Origin of the sequence: Streptomyces uncialis (assembly GCF_001905345.1) — a bacterium.
Lineage (GTDB): Bacteria > Actinomycetota > Actinomycetes > Streptomycetales > Streptomycetaceae > Streptomyces > Streptomyces uncialis.
In genome coordinates this window covers 161,380-178,672 of sequence record NZ_LFBV01000001.1, presented here as the reverse complement: position 1 = coordinate 178,672, position 17,293 = coordinate 161,380, and the positions used below count along the sequence as shown (strand labels likewise).

Below are 17,293 nucleotides of genomic sequence, written 5' to 3'. Positions count from 1 at the left end.
TTAATGATCATCCCTCCGAATGGATACGCCGCTGTCGGCCCCCCTGAATCCCCGGCCGATTGGCTCGCATATCTTCATGGACGGCTGACCAGCAGGCTTCCTGAACTGCGCCGTTACGGCGAGTACTACGAGGGCGAGCACCAGCGGCTCGCCTTCTCCCAGGCCCGCTTCAAGGCCGAGTTCCGCGAAGTTTTCGAAAACTGGCGGGACAACTTCTGCGGCCTGATCATCGACTCCGCGACCGAGCGCATGACGGTGGACGCCTTCCGGCTCCCCGACTCCCCCGGCACCGACACGGAGGCCCGGGAGTTCTGGCAGCGCAGCAGCATGGACGCCCTGTCCAACGCTGTACATCTGGACGCCATGATCCAGGGCCGTGCGTACGTCACGGTGTGGGCCGGCACTGACGGTGAGCCCTCGATCCAACCGGTCTCCGCCGAGGAGATGGTGGTCCAGTTCAAGCCCGGCTCCCGCACGAAGCTGGAGGCCGCAGCCCGCTTCTACCGGGACGACTGGGGACAGCAGTGGGTCACGCTCTGGACCGAGGCGTACGTCTACGAGACCAAGCGCGGCGAGACGGACTGGGAGAAGGGGACACGGCGGAAGAACCCCCTGGGCGTCGTTCCGGTGGTCCCCTTCTACAACCGGTCCCGTCTGGTGGGCAACCCGCACTCCGACCTGTCGAACGTGATCCCCATTCAGGACGCGATCAACAAGACGGTCTCGGACGCGCTGACGGCTTCGGAATTCGCTGCCTGGCCGCAGAGATATGTGACTGGCCTTGAGATCGTGGAAGACGATCACGGGAATCCGGTCGAGCCTTTTAAGGTCGCTGTGGACAAGCTTCTCCAGGCCGAGGACCCAGCAGCCCGTTTCGGCCAATTCGAGGCCGCCAGCCTCAGTAACTATTGCGACCTCGTGGGCCTCCTCCTTCAGCACATGAGTTCCATATCCCGGACCCCCAGTCACTATTTCCTCGTCAACGGTGGAACGGCACCCTCGGGCGAGTCCATTACCAGCGCAGAAGTCGGGCTGGTCGCCAAGGTGAACGAGCGAATGCTGCACTTCGGGGAGTCCTGGGAAAAGGTCATCAGGCTGTGCTTCGCCGTAAAGCGTGATAAGCGAGCCCGTGCATATTCGATGGAGACCGTATGGCGGGACCCTGAATACAGGACCAAAGCACAGCACATTGACGCCCTGCTCAAGCTCAAGCAACTCAATGTACCCGAGGTCCAGCTATGGAGCGATGCAGGCTACACCCCCGCCCAGATCAGCTCCTTCCGTGAAATGCGGAAGGAAGACGCGCTGGCTGCTGCGGAAGTCCAGCGTCTGGGCCCCCAGCCTGAACGGATCAGCGGGGTCGGGAACACACCGCAGGAAGCCAAGGCCGCACGTATGGCCAGCAAACTTCCCCAGGGAAACTCCGGCAACGTGAACCGTAAGCTCGCCGAACAGAAGTAGTGGCACGCCGAAAGGGTGTGCCTCGTCATCCGAAATGGATTCATTAATGATTGAGACGCAGAGCGCCGAGAATGACACCTCCGAGCAGGAGGGTCCGGCCATCCAGTCCGCATCGGGCAATGACTCAGACGCAGAGAAGTGGAAGGCGCTTTCCCGAGAGAACGAAAAGCGGTGGAAGGCTGCCAGCCGAGAGCTGGACCAGCTCCGCGAGTCGCAGATGTCGGACCAGGAGCGTGCGATCAGCGAGGCCCGGGAGGAGGCCCGTAGCTCGGCTCTCACCGAGTTCGGCACATCTCTCGCCGAGGCGGAGATCCGCGCTCAGGCCGCGACCGCAGGCATTTCGGTGCCGACCGACTATCTCGACCTGGGCCGCTTCCTCTCCGAGGACGGCCGTGCGGACCGCGACAAGGTGACTGCTTTCATCGCCTCTCTTCCCAAGCCAGCAGCCCCGGAGCCGGAATTCCCTCCCCTCAAGGGTGCAGGGCATTACTCGTCCGGTGGCGGCGATATTTCCACCATGGACCCTACCGAACTCGCGGACATCATCGCGAACGGGCGGTTCATATGATCCATCATTTATGAATTAGCCCTCCGGCTTGACTGCCGGGGGGCTTTTTTTATGCCCTCGGAGCAAGTCTATGGCTACCACGCACCACTTTAATCTCGATCCCAAGCAGGTCACGATCGCGGCCCTCGGCCTCCTCGACCGGCAGCTCACCCTTGGCGGCATTCCGGCCCGATACTCGGAGCTGTCCTTCACAGGTGGCCTCGGTGACGTGATCAACGTGAACCGCGAGTCCCGCGGCATCCCGGTCCAGGCGGCCGGCATCTCGGCCCCGATCGAGAACCCGATCAAGGGCAGCAAGACCACCCTCGCCGCGTCCTCGGACCGCCCGCTGCCGACCGCTTCGCGCCGCGCGCCCAACGGCTTCATTCGCGAGTCGCGCTTCCCGGTGCAGCTCAGTGTTCTCGCCCAGAACGCGACCACGCTGTCCATGGAGCAGGTGGCCTTCGATCTGCGCCGGTTCGGCTCTCAGGTGCTCTCGAAGCTCACGAGGGGCTTCGCCGAGTACTTCGATGACACCACCGCGGACTTCATCAAGGCGAACATCACCCGCTCCGCGCTGACTCCCGCGCAGAAGAAGGTGATCGGCGGCGACATCGAGGTCACCATCCCCACTGCTGACGGGACCGGGGCGAACATGGCGGCCCGCGCCCTGGCCCTCCGCACCGCCCTGGTCGATGCACGCATGGCAATGAACCTCGCCAACGTGCCGGCCTCCGAGCGCTACCTGATCGCGGGTCCCGAGGTCGAGGCGATCCTGCTCAAGGACCCCGAGTTCGTTGCAGTCGACTACTCCGGTGACACCAGCGCACTCCGCCGCGCGGTCGTCGGTCGCATCTACGGCTTTGACATCGTTGTCCACAACTCCTTCGGGCTGGAGATGTACCTCTTTCACAAGAGCGCGATGCTCCTGGTCTCCGCCTGCCCCGCGATCCCGATGGGCGCGGTGAACGGCAGCATCCAGAACATCAACGGCATCGCCACCCGGATGCTCGTGGACTACGACTACAACCTCAAGGCGGACACGATCGGGCTGGACACGATGTACGGCCTGGCCACCGTCAAGGAAGACCCGGAGTACTCGGTGCGCGGCGTCGGTCTTGGGGAAACGTTTCTGCGTGGCCTGAAGGTGTCGATCACCGAGAAGGCCCCCGTTGCCGGCTGACCTGCGCTTGGGGCGGCTCTCACGAGCCGCCCCAAGGCGGCCTACTGGTGGCGGTTGATATAGGCGAAGGCCGTCATTCCTCCGGTGAAGATGGCCACCGCGGTACCACCACCAACCGCCATAGCGGGCAGCGCCGCCATGCCGAGAGCCACCATGAAGATGCCCGCAAGGAGTCCGATAATGGCGGACGCCTCGAAGACGATCACCACCTCATAGACGCGGTGGTTGTTGCTGCATTCCTGCTGTGCAGTGTTCATAGGAAATTGACCAATCCAGGACATGCCAGGTCGCCAGCCGACCTAGCCAAGGCTCGACCTCTGAGCGAGGTCGTGGCGGTTCGTGAGAACGCACAAGTAGCCCTTCCGAATTGGTGATGACGTGTGTCCCCGCCTGGCGCCTACCAGGAGGGTGCCGAATCAGTGTACCGAAGCCGACGATGTGCGCGGTGCGCTCAAGGAGTTGACGCCATGCTCGCCACCGTCGATGACGTTGCCGCCCGGCTCGGACGGCCGGCAACCATTGAGGAACGGCCGCGGATCGAAGCCTTTCTGACGGACGTCTCGGCCTTCGTGGAGGACTACTGCGGTCGGGACTTCAACCAGCACCAGGACGAGACCTTCGTCCTGGTGCCAACTGCGGAGACCCTGCTCGTCATCCCGCCGCGATACCTGCCCAACCTCGTGGTCGGAGCCGTGCGCTTCGACCGCGGCAAGCCCTTGGCCGACTGGTCCCGGAACGGCTCCTCGCTCTGGCGGGCGCGCGGCTGGGCCGAGGGATCGGCCGTCTCCGTCATCGGTTCGTGGGGGCACGACAAGCCCCCGGCTGCCGTGAAGGCGATCGTGTGCGCGGAGGTGATTCGCTGGCTGGCCGTGAGCCCCGGAGTTGTCTCGGAACGAGTCGGCGACCTTGAGATCGAGTTCGGGTCGTCATCCGTGACCCAGGCCCTCTCACCTGCCGCCATGGCCTCCCTGCGCCGGTACCGCCGCAGGGCAGGTTCTCTCACCCTCCGCCGAACGTAGAGGAGGGACCGTGCTCCATTTCAAGGACCGGGTGGAAGTGCACCGCGCGCAGATGATCGCGGGTGCCTACACCAGCCGCCGTGACTGGGAGAACGCCTCGCTGGTGTGGTCGGGGTGCGCCGCTGTGCATCCCGACCGCTCCTTTGAGTACCGGTCCCCGGAGCGGGAGACCTCCCAGATTCGGCAGGTGGTGTACCTGCCTCCGGGTGCGCAAGTCGAGGCGACGGACCGCATTCTCATCGGCGGCGTGTTCTACGACATCGACGGCGAGCCCCTTCCGTGGACTCACGGCTCTCTTGGCCACATTCAGGTGCGGGCATGGAGGGTGAGGCGATGAAGGCTGACTTTTCCTTCTCCCGGGATTGGGAACGCCTGGTGTTCCACCAGAGCGGAGTCCGGGACGTGTTGACACTCCACGCGTCACGGATCGCTATCGGCGCTCGTCAGAACGCGCCCAAGCGGAGGACGGCCAAGAGCTACTGGAATGAGATCCGGAAGCACATTGAGGTGCACGTCGAAGCCGATTCCTACGGGTGGCGGGCCAACGTGACGATCGAGGACGATCCCCGTGTTCGGCACGCCATGTTGCAGGAGCGGGGTTTCACCGCTCAGGGCCGACGCATCGCAGGGCGGCGCTACATCAAGAGTGCGCTGCTGAGGGCGAGGGTTGAATGAAAGTGGACCCGGTCGATTTCCTAAATTCGTATCTCCGCTCCCAGCCTGACATTCTCTCTCGTGCACCGACCGGGGATCTGGCCGGCCGTGAAGCCGGAGATACCACAATCTATCTGGAGCATTCCGGAGGATTCCGCATGGTGCGGGACCGGATGGACCGCTTCGATATCGAGTACGACGTGTACCACGCCGACCGGGAACGCGCCGTCCAACTGGCGCTCTTGGTACGGGAGAAGTTCCTTGAGGATCTACCCGGTCTGACGGTCGGCCCTGCCGAAGTGCTCGATGTGGAGGAGATTACCTCTCCTCGGTACTACCCCGACAGCACTTCGCGCGAGCACATGTACGGCGGAGAAGTCTCCGTCTTCTTCGTGGAGTCGTAAGCCCCCCTTGCCAGGTCAGAAATGCCTTGGCCCGAAGGCCCCCTCGTTGGGGGCCTTTTTTGTTTCCGCACCAAGGAGTTCATCTATGGCAAATGACGCCAAGAAGATCCGGTTCGCCCCCAATGGTGGACTGTTCATGGCCCCAGCGCCCGGCACGACCGGGTCGACCACGACCCTCCCCACTGACGTAGGCGACGGCAAGACCGCGCCGGTCGGTTACACGGCCCTGGGTTACGTGGACGAGGGCGGTGTGACCATCACGCCCTCGATCGAGACCCAGCCGGTCAATGTGTGGCAGTCCGCGGTGCCCGTCCTCTACAACGTCCAGTCTGCGGCCTTCCAGATCAAGGCCACGCTGATGGAGTTCAACCAGCTCACGACCGAGCTGTTCTTCGGCGCGAAGTGGGTTCCGGTCAAGGACGCCGAGGGCGCAGACACCGGCACCTACCGCCTGGACCTGTCGTCCACTCCAGAGCTGTCCGAGATTTCCATGGTCGTGGATTGGTCCCAGAAGGACATGCACTACCGGTGCGTCATCCCCCGGGCGATGGTCTCCGAGCGCGGCGCCATCCAGCTCTCCCGGACCGAGGCCGGCAAGTTCGAGCTGACCGTCGATGCCCTCGACTCGAACGGCGGCCTCGGCTACGTGCTGACCGACGACGACGTCCTTGACGCCAGCTCGCCCAACGTGACGCCTCCGCCGCCCACCACTCCGTAAGCGGCCCCGGAGGAATTAATCAGCCCCTGGCCGGTGGGCGACAGACCCGGCTCCCCGCACTTCTCAGGCCCCGCCATCGGGGCCTTTCTTTATTTCTTGGAGTTTCCCCATGACTGCTGCGAAGACCCCGCGCAAGACTGCTGCCGCGAAGAAGGCGGAGGCGTCGGTAGCGGACGCGTCGAAGCCGTCCACCTTCGACCATCGCGGCATCACCTTCGAGGTCCCTCTTCCTCTGGACCTTCCGGTGGGCCTTCTTGAATGCGAGGACGAGTTCGAGGCGATTCGCCTCATCCTCGGAAAGGAGCAGTGGGCCGCCTACAAGGCGACCGGTGCGACGATTCGCGACTTTCAGGAGCTGGCCACGAAGGTCGGTGAAGCCCAGGGGTTCGGTGACTCGGGAAACTGATCGGGACCGTCCACGTCATCAGGCAGTTCGGTGACGAACTGGAAGCGGATCTTCTCGAATTCTTCGGGGTCGATCTGCTCGACCTGTGGCGTGGACGGCTTTCGCTGCGGAGGGTTCACGTCCTGGTCCAGTCCCTCGTACGGAAACCCGGAAGGTCCACACTCGTCGCCGCTATGGACGAGTCGGCCTCATGGTCACCGACCGACTTCCTGATGGCCCGCGTCTCCGACGCATTGGAGCTGTCTAACTTTCTCTTCCTCAAAGCCCATTCTTCCGAGGCCGCTGAGATTGAGCCGCCCGTCCCGATACCCCGGCCCGGTGACCCGGAGCCGGTCGGGAGGGCTGAGTACGAATTCGCCTCGGGTGAGGAGCTGTCCGGCTTCTTTTCTCAGTTGGGTAGCTTGTAGGAGGCCACATGGCTGGTACGGATCGCGCTGCTATCAAGGTCGGTAGCGGCTATGTGGAGATCACCCCCAAGGTCACTCGTGAAGACCTGGCTGAGTTCCGGCGCATCTTGAAGGCGGCGCTCGCCAGTGCGGGTGCCGAGGCAGGAAAGTCGTTCAGCGACGAGGCGGCCAAGGGGATGGCCGATCTGCCCAAGACCGCCGCCACTGCGGCGAAGAAGGCCAGAGTCGCCGTCGAGGACGAGGCCAAGGACACGGCCGAGACCCTGAACCGAATCGAACGGGACCTCACCCGTCAGTTCGGCCGGGAAGCCGCGAAGCGGTTCCATGAGGAACTGGAGCTGGCGAGGAAGCGGAAGCTCCTGACGGAGGAGACTTCCTCCGAGACCCGTTCGGCGCTGCGGGCGACCATGCGCGCTGAGACGCAGGCCGGCGAACACGCATCGCGTACCCAGCAGATCGCGGAACGGAACCGCATCAAGGCGATCGAGGAGCGGCGGCGGGTCGCGATCCAGGCCGAGCGGGACCAGGCTGCGGCTGCCACGGCAGCGGCGGCGCAGGCAGCCGCAGCGGAGCGCGCCCGTCAGCGGGATCTTGAGGACTCCGCGCGCATGGACCGGGAGATCCATCAGGAGCGGCAGCGCACTGCTGAGGACTCGGCCCGGATGGACCGGGAACTCCATCAGGAACGGGAGCGCCAGAACCGTGCGTGGCTGAGGCTCCAGGCCGACTCCGACCGGGAGATCGCCCAGGCCGAGCGGGAGAACCAGCGCCAGGCCCTCGCTCAGCACCGGGAGACCCAGCGGCAGATCCGGCAGCAGACCGAGGACACAGCCCGTGCGTTGCGCACGGCACGCCAGAACGACTTGCGTGACCAGCTCCAATCGATCGGGCAGACGCGTACAGCGCTTCGGGACCAGATCCGCAATCACCAGCGGGACCTGGCCGCACTGGAGTCCCGCTCCTCCCTCTCCCTCGGAAACATCCAGAAGCAGTGGCGCCAGCACTCGACTGCCATCGAGCGGGTGGGTACGAACGCGACCGAGGCCGGGAATCTGGTCATGACCAAGCTGGTCGCACCGCTCGGCCTGGTGGCCGGTGCCCTCACCGCGATCGGTGTGCAGTCCGCCGACTCACTGATGCTCGGACAGATGGGCCTGATGAAGGGTGGCGGTGTCACCGCACTCGACTCCTACGAGGCCCTGACCCGCATCCGCCAGTACGGAGCCGACACCCCCTACTCGGTCGAAGACATGCAGATGTACATGACCAAGTACATCCGCGGCATCGTCAGCCACGACGACGACTACAAGTCGAAGGACCCGAAGAAGCGCGCCGAGGCGGGAAAGCGCTCGGCGAACAAGGCCGGGAACATCGTCCAGATGATCGGCGACACGGCCGCCGCAGCGGGCAACCTCGACCCGGCGATGATCAACCGCGCCATGTACGCGATGGACATGATCCTCGACCTCGACCGGCTTCCAACAAAGAACCTGAAGCAGTTCGTCGCCGGTACCGGTCTGCCGGTACAGGAGATCGCTCTTGGCCTGGGATTCGAGGACAAGAAGGGCTCGTCCGCCGCAGACCAGATGCTCAAGAAGATGGCGAACGCGAAGGAGACCGGGGGCGTCCAGGGTCAGGAACTTGTGGACTTCCTTCTCGAAAACTGGGAGTCCAGCGGGGTCAAGGGGTACGCGAAGCAGATCGGCGCGTCCACCATCACTGGCCGGATGCAGAACATGTGGGAGGCGGGGAAGCTCAGCCTCGGCGACATGTTCGCGTCGATGGACCCGGAGACCGGCGAGGTCCAGTACACCGGCCTCGGCGAGGCCATCATGGGCAAGAAGGTCTCCTACACCGACAAGCACGGCCAGGAGCAGACCCGGTACGAGGGCGGTCTCCTCAACGACGCCAAGGATCTGGCAAAGGATGCCGCTCCTCACGCGCAGGATGTACTCACCGAGTTCTTCGACGTCATCGGGACGTTCACGAGCTGGGTCAAGGATCTGGTCGGCTGGCTTGACGAGCACCCGGCGATCAAGGACGCGGTGCTCCAGTTCGCCAAGATTGCGGCGCTGGCTGTCCCCTTCCTCATAGCCTTCGGACTGCTCACCAAGCTCACCGGCAAGCTCGGCAAGATGGCCGGCTCCGGCCTCTCGCTGGCCAGGCCAGTTGCCGCAGGAGCGCGCGGCGCGGTCAACACCGGACGCCAGGCCCTGGCCGGCCGTGAGGAGGGGGAGTCCCGCGGGGACGCCTACCGCCGCCGCCGCACCGAGCTGCGGGACGGGGACAGTCGCTCCCTGGGTCGCCGGGCGCTCGACCAAGTCACCGGCCGGAACTCCAACACAGACCAGATCACCCGCCAGATCCACGAACTCCAGCGGCAGCTTGAGCAGGCCGACCGCCGCTCTGACGAGCTGCGGCAATCACTCCGTGAGGTCGATCAGACCTCGGTCCGCCAGATCGTCAACTCCCTGAGTGGGGGTGGGCTGGGAGGCCAGTCGGTCTCCGCAGCCGCAGGCGAGGCGCAGAACGCCGTACGGCAGATCGTCACGCAGGGGACCACTCCGCTGAACAACGCCTCGCTCTCCGGGGTGCGGGCCGAGTTCCGTGAGACGGATCAGCGGGTCCAGGGGCTCAAGGAGGCCGTGCAGGGCGCACAGCACGAGGTGACCCAGCTCAACGGCAAGAGGCTGGTCACCCTGCGGGTCCAGGTCGACACCACCGAAGGAACGGTTCAGGACCTCAAGGGCTCGATCAACGACACCGGAAGCGCCGTGACGGCGCTGAACCGGAAGAAGACGGACCAGCTTCAGGGCGAGGTCAGCAGCCTCAAGGGCGCGGTGGACCAGGCCAGGGTCGCCGTCGACAACGCGTCGCGTCGAGTGACCGCGCTGGACGGGAAAACCCTCGACAAGGTGCGTGGACAATTCCGTGGTGGCCGGTCGAGTCTCTACGGCGCGGCCGAGGACGTCTACGGCATCATCGGCACGGCGAAGTCGCCGGGTTCGATCAGCAACAGAATCACGAACCTGAACGACCGGTCCCTCAAGTCGATCACCGACAAGACGGACAAGTTCGGGAAGTCCCTGAAGAACGCCCGGGACGAGGCCGACAAGCTCAACGGCAAGCTCAACGACATCTCCAAGCAGACCGGTCCTGGCAGCGGAGGGGGCGGAAACGGTTCCTCGAAGCCGAAGAAGAAGGCCCGTGGTGGTGTCATGGGCCCGGGGGTGCTTCCCGGATATCAGCCGTGGGTGGACTCCATCCCGGCCATCCTGTCCCCCGGTGAAGCCGTCCTCCGCCCGGAGGTCACCGCGGCCCTCGGGGCCGACACCATCAACACGTGGAACGGCATGGCGGTCAAGGGCCAGCTCAGCCGGAAGTTCGCCCGTGGCGGGATCGTGGAACGTCTCGGGCTGAACGAGATCACCGACCTCATGGCGTTGCAGAACATCGCTCCGCAGGGCCAGGTGGCGATGCAGACGATGCGCTACGACGCCACGTCCGATGCGATCGGCGGTGCCGCGAAGGCGGGAATGCTGAACGTGGGCGACCGGGCCGGCCAGTTCGCGGGTAGCGGGGTCGCGACGAAGTTCCAGGGCATGTACGACTGGATGACGGGGGACGTGTTCGACCTTCTCAAGAAGGCGCCGACCGTCCTCGGGCAGGCGGCGGGCATCCTGGCCGGCTCTCTGAGTCCCATCATGGCTGACCACTTCTGGGACGACGTGTGGCGCGGTGAGGGAAACGTTGTCGAACGAGGCAACAAGTACCTCGGCAACGTGTTCTCCGTCGACACCCTGACGTCAGCCCTCGGGAATCTGGGCTCGGGGCTGTGGGACTCCCTGACCTCGCTCGTGGGCGGGGCCTGGGATCTCGCCTCCGATCCGGTCGGCTCGGTGAACGATGTGCTCGACCTTCTGTGGGAGGTCTCGTCAGGCTCTTACCAGAACATGATGGGGATGGTCGGCACGGTCCGGGACATCAGCAACAGTCCCATGGGCTACGCGTCCCGCGTCCTGACGAACGTGTACGCCACGGCGAAGGAGTCGCTGCCGAACACGAAGGGGCTGTTCGACTTCTCGGACGGCGACAAGCTGTCGGCCTCGAAGCCGGACATGGACCAGGCCATCGGCGGAGGGGATATCGACCCCGGTGGAGATCCGGTCAAGCGCTGGACGCCGCTGGTGAAGCAAGTCCTGGCCATGCTCGGGCTGTCGCAGAGCTACACCGATCTGATCCTTCACCGGATCAGGGTGGAGTCCGGAGGCAACCCGAAGGCCATCAATAACTGGGACATCAACGCGAAGAACGGTGTGCCGTCCCAGGGCCTCATGCAGACGATCCCCCCGACCTTCGCCGCGTATGCGGGGCCGTTCAGAAGCCGGGGCATCACTGACCCGCTGGCCAGCATCTATGCGGGGCTCAACTACGCCGTGAGCCGGTACGGCTCCCGGTGGCCGCAGGCCCTCTCCGGCACCCAGGGCTACTGGATGGGGACGGGTTCTGCCTCCCCCGGACTTCGCCTCGTCGGCGAGCACGGTCCGGAGCTGGTGAATTTCCAGGGCGGTGAGCGGGTCTACGACGACCGGCAGACACGCGACCTCCTTTCCGGTCAGTCCAAGTACGAGATCCACATCCATGAGGCCAAGGCCGAGGACACCACCTCGGCGGTGCTTCGGGCCATGCAGTACGCGGAGGCGATGCACGGCTGGTAGCCGAAAGGGAGTGCGCCCATGCCGATCCCGGCAACACGAGATCAGGTACAGGGGGGCACACCTCCTTCGAGGCCGATACCGCCCCATCCGATGGACTGGGGCTTCACCTACGTCTCCATCAGAGGGAGCAACGGTCAGGGGGAGGAGATCCCCCTGACCGGGTTCGCGAACAGGGAGTGGCCGGCCGTGTTCATGCAGGCCGGTGCGACCGGTCTGGACGCTCCACCGGTCGAGCTGTTCTCGGACGAGAGCCCGAATCTGGACGGCTCGATCTTTCGGGACTCCCGTACGGCTGCGCGTGAAGTAATGATTCCGGTCTTCCTGTACGGGATCGACCGCAGCACGCTGCGGCAGCTCAAGCGCCGACTGGTCTCCGCGCTCAATCCCGAGAACGGGTACTGCGTCCTCAAGGTGATGGAGGCTTCCACTCCGGCCCGCTACCTGTACTGCTACTACCGGGGCGGCCTCGAAGGGGACGAGGGTCAGGATCGGTCGGGGTTCCGGTGGATCAGGTACGGCATTCAGCTCTCGGCCTTCGATCCGTTCTTCTACTCGGACGACCTTCAGGTGGCCCAGTGGACCTTCGGAGGTGGCACCCCGTTCCTGCGGCAGGACGGGGGACTCTTCCCGCTCAGCCTGTCCCAGGGCGGTATCCCCCGCAGTTCGATCCCCATCGTGAACCCCGGCGACGTAAAGGCATGGCCGGTCTGGGAGATCCGCGGGCCGGTGAAGGCGTTCAAGTTCACCGCCCAGGACGGGGCCTCGTTCGGCATCAAGGCCCGACCGGACTCCTCGGACATCGTCCCTGACGGACGGGTCCTCACCGTCGACACCCGCCCCGGCCACAAAACCCTCAAGGACGACCGAGGAAAGAACTATTACCCCCTCCTCGACTCCAGTCCGGCCCTCTGGCCCGTGCCGTCAGGCTCGTCGACTGCCGGTGTCGAGCTGGTTGCGAGCGCTGGTTCCGCATCCCTGCGGCTCACTCTGCGACCCCGTTACGAAACGTACTGACATGAGGTGCACATGGGATATCGAGTGGAGGTCCGCGACCGGAACCTGAACCGCATCGGTGAGCTGGACACGTGGATCAAGCTGGACTTCGTCGTCCGGCACTGCCAGGCCGGCACATGGCAGCTCCTCGTCAAGGACGGCACCGACCAAGCCAAGATGTTGCAGCAGGGCGGCGGCATCGTCATTTGGCAGGACGGCGTGAACGAACCGGTCTTCTCCGGAGGCATCGAGTCCTTCCAGAAGTACTGGACGACCCAGCAGCACACGCATCAGGGCTCCATCTACGTCGGCGGGTCCTGCGACAACCAGATGGCCTACCACCGACTTGCCTTCCCCGAGCCCACTCTTCCTGTCCCCCAGCAGTACAAGGGCCGCGACACCCGCTCGGTCTCGGCACCGGCCCAGCAGTCAATCTGGTGGGAACTGGATCACGCTCTCGGCCCCTCCGCCCTGCCCGACCGCCGAGTTCCTGGTGTCGTCGTCGGCCCCCGGCCCGCGTCCGGTGCGGCCGTGTCCGACTCCCTTCGCTATGACGTGCTGGGCTCGAAGCTAGAGGAGTGGTGCAAGACCAAGAAGGTCGGATACCGCTTCCTCTACAACCCGGACACGAAGTCGATCGACCTGACCACCTACACCCCCCGGGACAGGTCAAAGGACATCCGCTTCGCCACCGAGCTGGGGAACCTGCGGGAGTTCATCTACACCCTCTCCGCACCGAAGGTCACCCGGGTCATCGTCGCCTGCCAGGGAGAGGGCAAGGAGCGGTACATCCACCAGAAGGCGGACTCCGTCGTGGAGGCCGAGTGGGGTGTACAGATCGAACGGCTCGTTGACCGCCGCGACATCCCTCTCAGGACGAATCCAGCAGGCGCACCGGAACTCGTTGTCAAAACCACCTCGGACGGTTACGAGGACATCGGCACCCGCCCCGACGGAGCCGAGTGGACCACCGAAGTAGCCGCGCGCAAGAAGGATCTCGCCGAAGCCGAGAAAGAGTTGGCAGCCGCGGAAAAGGCACTGGCTGATGCCAAGACCGAGGCCGAGAAGAACGCTGCGAAGCTGCGCCTTGTCGAGGCCAACAAGGCCCGTCTTAACTCCGAGGCCGCATTGAAGCGTGCCATCAGGGATGCCAAGCCGACCATTGTCGAGCACTACATGGACATGGTGAAGCAGGCTGCGGACGCCGCCCTGAAAGAGGGCGAGAAGAACGGCAATTTCCAGATTTACCCGATCGACACTGAACAGTGCAGGTTCGGAGTTGACTACTTCGTCGGCGACATCGTCACCGTAGCAGTCGACGGCCACGAGTACGTGGAGATCATCCGCGAAGTGAACGTGGCCATCGAGGACGGAGGGAAGACCTCCATCACTCCGAAGATCGGAGAGCAGGGCACCGGTGAACCATTGAATCTTTACAAGTCGGTGTGGGAAATGCGCGAGAAGTTGCGCAAGCTCGAAGCGAGGCTCTAAATGGCAGAGATCAGTTACCCGTTCAATTCCTCGAACGGGTCGGGCGGAACGGAGCTGGTGTCCCAGGTCCAGTGGCAGGCGATGGCCGGCATGTGGGGCGGGGACCGGGTCGATCTGACGCTGGCCTCCGAGTCCTACGGGCCCGGCGCGCTCCCCTTCGCGGCCAGGGTGCTCAACGGACGTACCGTGGAGATCCAGGCAGGCCGGGCCTGGGTCGGCGGGTTCTACTACCAGCTCACTGCGGCCGAGACGGTGGCCATCGAGTCCAATCCCACAGACCGGGCACGCAAGGACACGATCGTCCTGCGGACCGATGTAGTGAAGGGGTCCGTCAACCTCGCGGCCGTCAAGGGCCAGCCCAGCGCTTCCCCCATCGCACCCAGGCCGCAGCGCAACCCGGGCCAGGTCTGGGAAATGGTCCTGTACGAGGTCGACGTGCCCCCGAAGGACGGAGCGATATCCCCGTCCTGGCGCGGAGGGTTCAAGCTGCCGCCGCCCATCGCCCTGCCGTGGAATGTTCGACCCGCAGCAGAATTCACCCCGGTCGGCACGTTCCTGTACGACATGGACAACAACGGCGGCGATACGCAGTACGAAGCCTACGTTGGCCGTGACGGGTACGTCGTCACCCAGCACCTTGGCAAGTCCCGTGACTACTCCCCCAAGCTCATTAATGTTTCAGGTCTCCCGTCCAGCGGGATCAGCTACAGCGGGCGCTGGCGGTACATCTCCCCGAACATGGTTTTCTTCTCGGTTCTCATCGAGAACAAGACGAAGAAGAATTATTCCACCAGCAACGCGACTTCCCTGGGTGTCACCCTTCCAGTGACGGCGAACGGAGTCACAGGACAAGTCCTGTCGGGGATGCTCAGGAACCCCGGATACCAGATGGATTATCCGAACATGATGGACCTGACCGCCTATATCTCCCCGGGAAAGAACTCCGGGCATGTCGGCCTCTATTCGCCGAACCGGACCACCACGAAGGAAGGTCTGGACAACCACAAGGTCTTCCCGGCAGGAAGCGCGATCCATGTTTCCGGCACCTACGAGGCCAACACGTTCAGCGAATAGGAGCCCCTATGGCACGCAATCTCTTTGGCGGGACCGCTGCCGATGTCGCCGAGGACATCGATGGCAAGCGGGTGCCCGGAGCAGTCGGTACGGTGTGGGACGGTCCCTCCGAGGAGGCCGTCCAGGTCGTGGACCTGACCGATGCCGACGGTGTCCCAGTCATTCAGCTCGTCGCCGACAACCGCGGATTCATCCCGGCCTTCTACGGGCCGTCGAACCATGCGGAACGGCTCTGGGTCGACTTCGGGGTGGGCAGGGTTGGCCTGGTCTCCGTCACGGTGGGCGACAGGCTCAAGAGCCACACCACTGCCGCAGACCCTCACCAGGACCGGGCCTACACGGACGAACAGCTCGTGAACTATTTCCCCCGTGCAGGTGGAGAGCTGACGATGGCGGCCGGCCAGGCGTGGATCACCTCCGTGGTCTCCTCCCAGGCCGATACATCGGGGCACGTGCTCCAGCTCAAGACCGTGGACGGTGTCGAGAAGACCAGGCTCCGCAACAACGGCAGCCTCTACGTGGACACGGTGGGCAAGTACGCCCCGCTGTGCGTCGGCGCACCAGACTTCCCGGCCGATACCAACGTCATCAACGTCGTCAACGGCCCGGCCAGCCCGAGCAGCGAGCTGCACCTGTTCCAGGTCAAGGGGGACGGCACGGTGAACGCCAAGGGTGCTGTCAACGCATTGAACATCGGCTCGGCCCGCGTGTTCTCCGGCCCGAACGCGCCTGCCTCTCCGAAGCCGGGGGACGTGTGGGTGCAGTATGGCTGACACGTACCCCAACTGGGCCTGGCTGGTGGTCGGCGAATCACCGAGCGACTACCGGGTGATCTGCCAGGAGACCCACTCCAGGACTTCGCACATCGCGATCCACGCAGGCGGCATCGAGATCGGATCGGGCGAGGTCGCCAAGGCGGTGTCCGCCAGGCTTGGGCAGAACATTTACTGCATGGAGGGCTTGAAGTCCTCCAACAACGCTGACCTGCACATTACTTCCGTGAACTTTGACGAGCCGCGGGCCGTCACCCTCCAGTCGGCCATGCTCCGCACGGTTTCGTACCACGGCCTCGCCGGCGCCACACCGGAAACCCATCTCGGGGGCAACGACAGCGCTCTCAAGACTGCCATCGGCAAAGCTCTTGAGGCTCGCGGCTTCAAGGTCGTGTGGGATACCAGCGGCGAGGTCAACGGCGACCACCCGCGCAACATCGCCAACCGGAACTTGACCGGGGCAGGCGTGCAGCTCGAAATGACGACCGCGCTGCGCCAGAGCTTCTTCCCGGGCAACGATTGGTCCCGGCCGGTCCGCGACGACCCCAAGAACCGCACCCCCGCCTTCTACGCCTACGTGGAGGCCCTGGCCGCCGCAGTAGGGACCGAACAGACCCCCAACAGAACCCTGGTGTGGAACGGGAGCACCTGGGTTGACCGCACAGCGAAGGTCTTCACCGGGGCCGACTGGCTGCCGAACCCTCCCCTCTACTGGGATGGCTTGGAGTGGATGAACGGCCCACTGCCCACGTACACCTTCCCCATCCACGTCGGCAGCACGAAGGGCTCCTTCAGCCACAAGACACGGGCACAGTTGCCGATCCCCTCCTGGGCGAGGACCAACGACTACGTCGTCTCGATCTGTGCCCAGCAGGCTGGCGACACCCCTGACCCGGTGCTTGTCGCCCCCGTGGGCGTCACACCCGCTCAGTTCGTCCTCTCCTCTGGAATGCGACTCTCCATCGTGGCCTGGCCCTGGGAACCCAACCGGGGCTCCAACGTCGCGTGGGATGTCTTCGGCTCCCCGAACACCGTGCTGATGAATCTGGTCTACCGGTCCGCCGACGTGCACAGCATCACCATGCCGATCTCCGGCATCTCCGAGCACCAGGACGTGAACAAGGTGCCGCTCATGCCCTCGCAGGAGTTCACCTCGCTCTACGTCGCCCTGACCGTTTCCCCGACCCTCACTGGGTTCGCGTGGCCCGAAGGAGTGGTCCGTCGAGCCGAACACCTCGGCACGTTCGGAGCCGATCAGATCAGCCTCATCACCGCGGACACCCCAGGCGGCACCGGGTCGCCCGGCGCCCTCGCGCTGGACGCCACGGTGGACAGCGCGGCGATGGTCATGGTCACGGTCCCCGGCCGGTACGACGGCAAGCCGACATGGATTCTCGGCGATGCCACCAACTCACAGCTCGACCGCACAACGTACCTGGGGTGAC

General features: G+C 64.6%; 16 protein-coding genes. 15 read left to right on the top strand and 1 reads right to left on the bottom strand.

The features are described from left to right. Positions 1-3: 3 nt before the first annotated feature. From AB852_RS00725 to AB852_RS00715, 3 genes are all read left to right on the top strand, one after another. The gene (locus AB852_RS00725) at positions 4-1,461 is read left to right on the top strand and encodes a phage portal protein (protein WP_079184203.1); all 1,458 of its coding nucleotides are present in this window, start codon (positions 4-6) and stop codon (positions 1,459-1,461) included. Between the two features lie 46 nt (positions 1,462-1,507). After that, positions 1,508-2,029: a hypothetical protein gene (locus AB852_RS00720; RefSeq protein ID WP_073782519.1), complete on the top strand. Its 522-nt coding sequence runs from the start codon at positions 1,508-1,510 to the stop codon at positions 2,027-2,029. Positions 2,030-2,099: 70 nt separating this feature from the next. After that, entirely contained in the window at positions 2,100-3,191 is a 1,092-nt protein-coding gene (locus AB852_RS00715; RefSeq protein ID WP_073782516.1) for a hypothetical protein, read from the top strand. 41 nt (positions 3,192-3,232) lie between these two features. Here the strand turns inward: AB852_RS00715 and AB852_RS39155 are convergent, their stop codons facing one another. Then, a complete protein-coding gene (locus tag AB852_RS39155) occupies positions 3,233-3,448 on the bottom strand; it encodes a hypothetical protein (protein ID WP_143201156.1) in 216 nt (71 codons plus the stop codon). Positions 3,449-3,658: 210 nt separating this feature from the next. Between AB852_RS39155 and AB852_RS00710 the strand changes: the two genes are divergently transcribed. The 12 genes from AB852_RS00710 to AB852_RS00650 all read left to right on the top strand — a co-directional run bounded on the left by AB852_RS00710 (position 3,659) and on the right by AB852_RS00650 (position 17,292). Further along, positions 3,659-4,210: a hypothetical protein gene (locus AB852_RS00710; protein ID WP_073782514.1), complete on the top strand. Its 552-nt coding sequence runs from the start codon at positions 3,659-3,661 to the stop codon at positions 4,208-4,210. A gap of 10 nt (positions 4,211-4,220) precedes the next feature. Then, on the top strand, positions 4,221-4,547 hold the full coding sequence (locus AB852_RS00705; protein ID WP_079184202.1) for a hypothetical protein: 327 nt from the start codon (positions 4,221-4,223) through the stop codon (positions 4,545-4,547). After that, positions 4,529-4,885: a hypothetical protein gene (locus AB852_RS00700; RefSeq protein WP_073782512.1), complete on the top strand. Its 357-nt coding sequence runs from the start codon at positions 4,529-4,531 to the stop codon at positions 4,883-4,885. Before AB852_RS00705 ends, AB852_RS00700 begins: the two co-directional genes overlap by 19 nt. A gap of 2 nt (positions 4,886-4,887) precedes the next feature. Then, complete coding sequence (locus AB852_RS39150; protein ID WP_143201154.1) at positions 4,888-5,268, top strand: hypothetical protein; 381 nt, start codon at positions 4,888-4,890, stop codon at positions 5,266-5,268. Between the two features lie 85 nt (positions 5,269-5,353). Then, entirely contained in the window at positions 5,354-5,986 is a 633-nt protein-coding gene (locus AB852_RS00690; protein WP_245876549.1) for a phage tail tube protein, read from the top strand. Between the two features lie 109 nt (positions 5,987-6,095). Further along, a complete protein-coding gene (locus AB852_RS00685; RefSeq protein ID WP_073782508.1) occupies positions 6,096-6,392 on the top strand; it encodes a hypothetical protein in 297 nt (98 codons plus the stop codon). 415 nt (positions 6,393-6,807) lie between these two features. Then, positions 6,808-11,517 carry a transglycosylase SLT domain-containing protein gene (locus tag AB852_RS40350; RefSeq protein WP_143201153.1) on the top strand — a complete coding sequence of 1,570 codons (4,710 nt, stop codon included), beginning with the start codon at positions 6,808-6,810 and terminating at the stop codon, positions 11,515-11,517. Between the two features lie 90 nt (positions 11,518-11,607). Next, entirely contained in the window at positions 11,608-12,531 is a 924-nt protein-coding gene (locus tag AB852_RS00670; protein WP_245876548.1) for a phage tail domain-containing protein, read from the top strand. Positions 12,532-12,543: 12 nt separating this feature from the next. Then, complete coding sequence (locus AB852_RS00665) at positions 12,544-14,001, top strand: siphovirus ReqiPepy6 Gp37-like family protein (protein WP_079184199.1); 1,458 nt, start codon at positions 12,544-12,546, stop codon at positions 13,999-14,001. Next, complete coding sequence (locus tag AB852_RS00660) at positions 14,002-15,075, top strand: hypothetical protein (RefSeq protein WP_073782498.1); 1,074 nt, start codon at positions 14,002-14,004, stop codon at positions 15,073-15,075. An 8-nt stretch (positions 15,076-15,083) separates the two neighbouring features. Continuing rightward, on the top strand, positions 15,084-15,848 hold the full coding sequence (locus AB852_RS00655; protein WP_073782496.1) for a hypothetical protein: 765 nt from the start codon (positions 15,084-15,086) through the stop codon (positions 15,846-15,848). Beyond that, entirely contained in the window at positions 15,841-17,292 is a 1,452-nt protein-coding gene (locus AB852_RS00650; RefSeq protein WP_073782494.1) for a poly-gamma-glutamate hydrolase family protein, read from the top strand. The genes AB852_RS00655 and AB852_RS00650 overlap by 8 nt, the downstream gene beginning before the upstream one ends. Position 17,293: the final 1 nt, after the last annotated feature.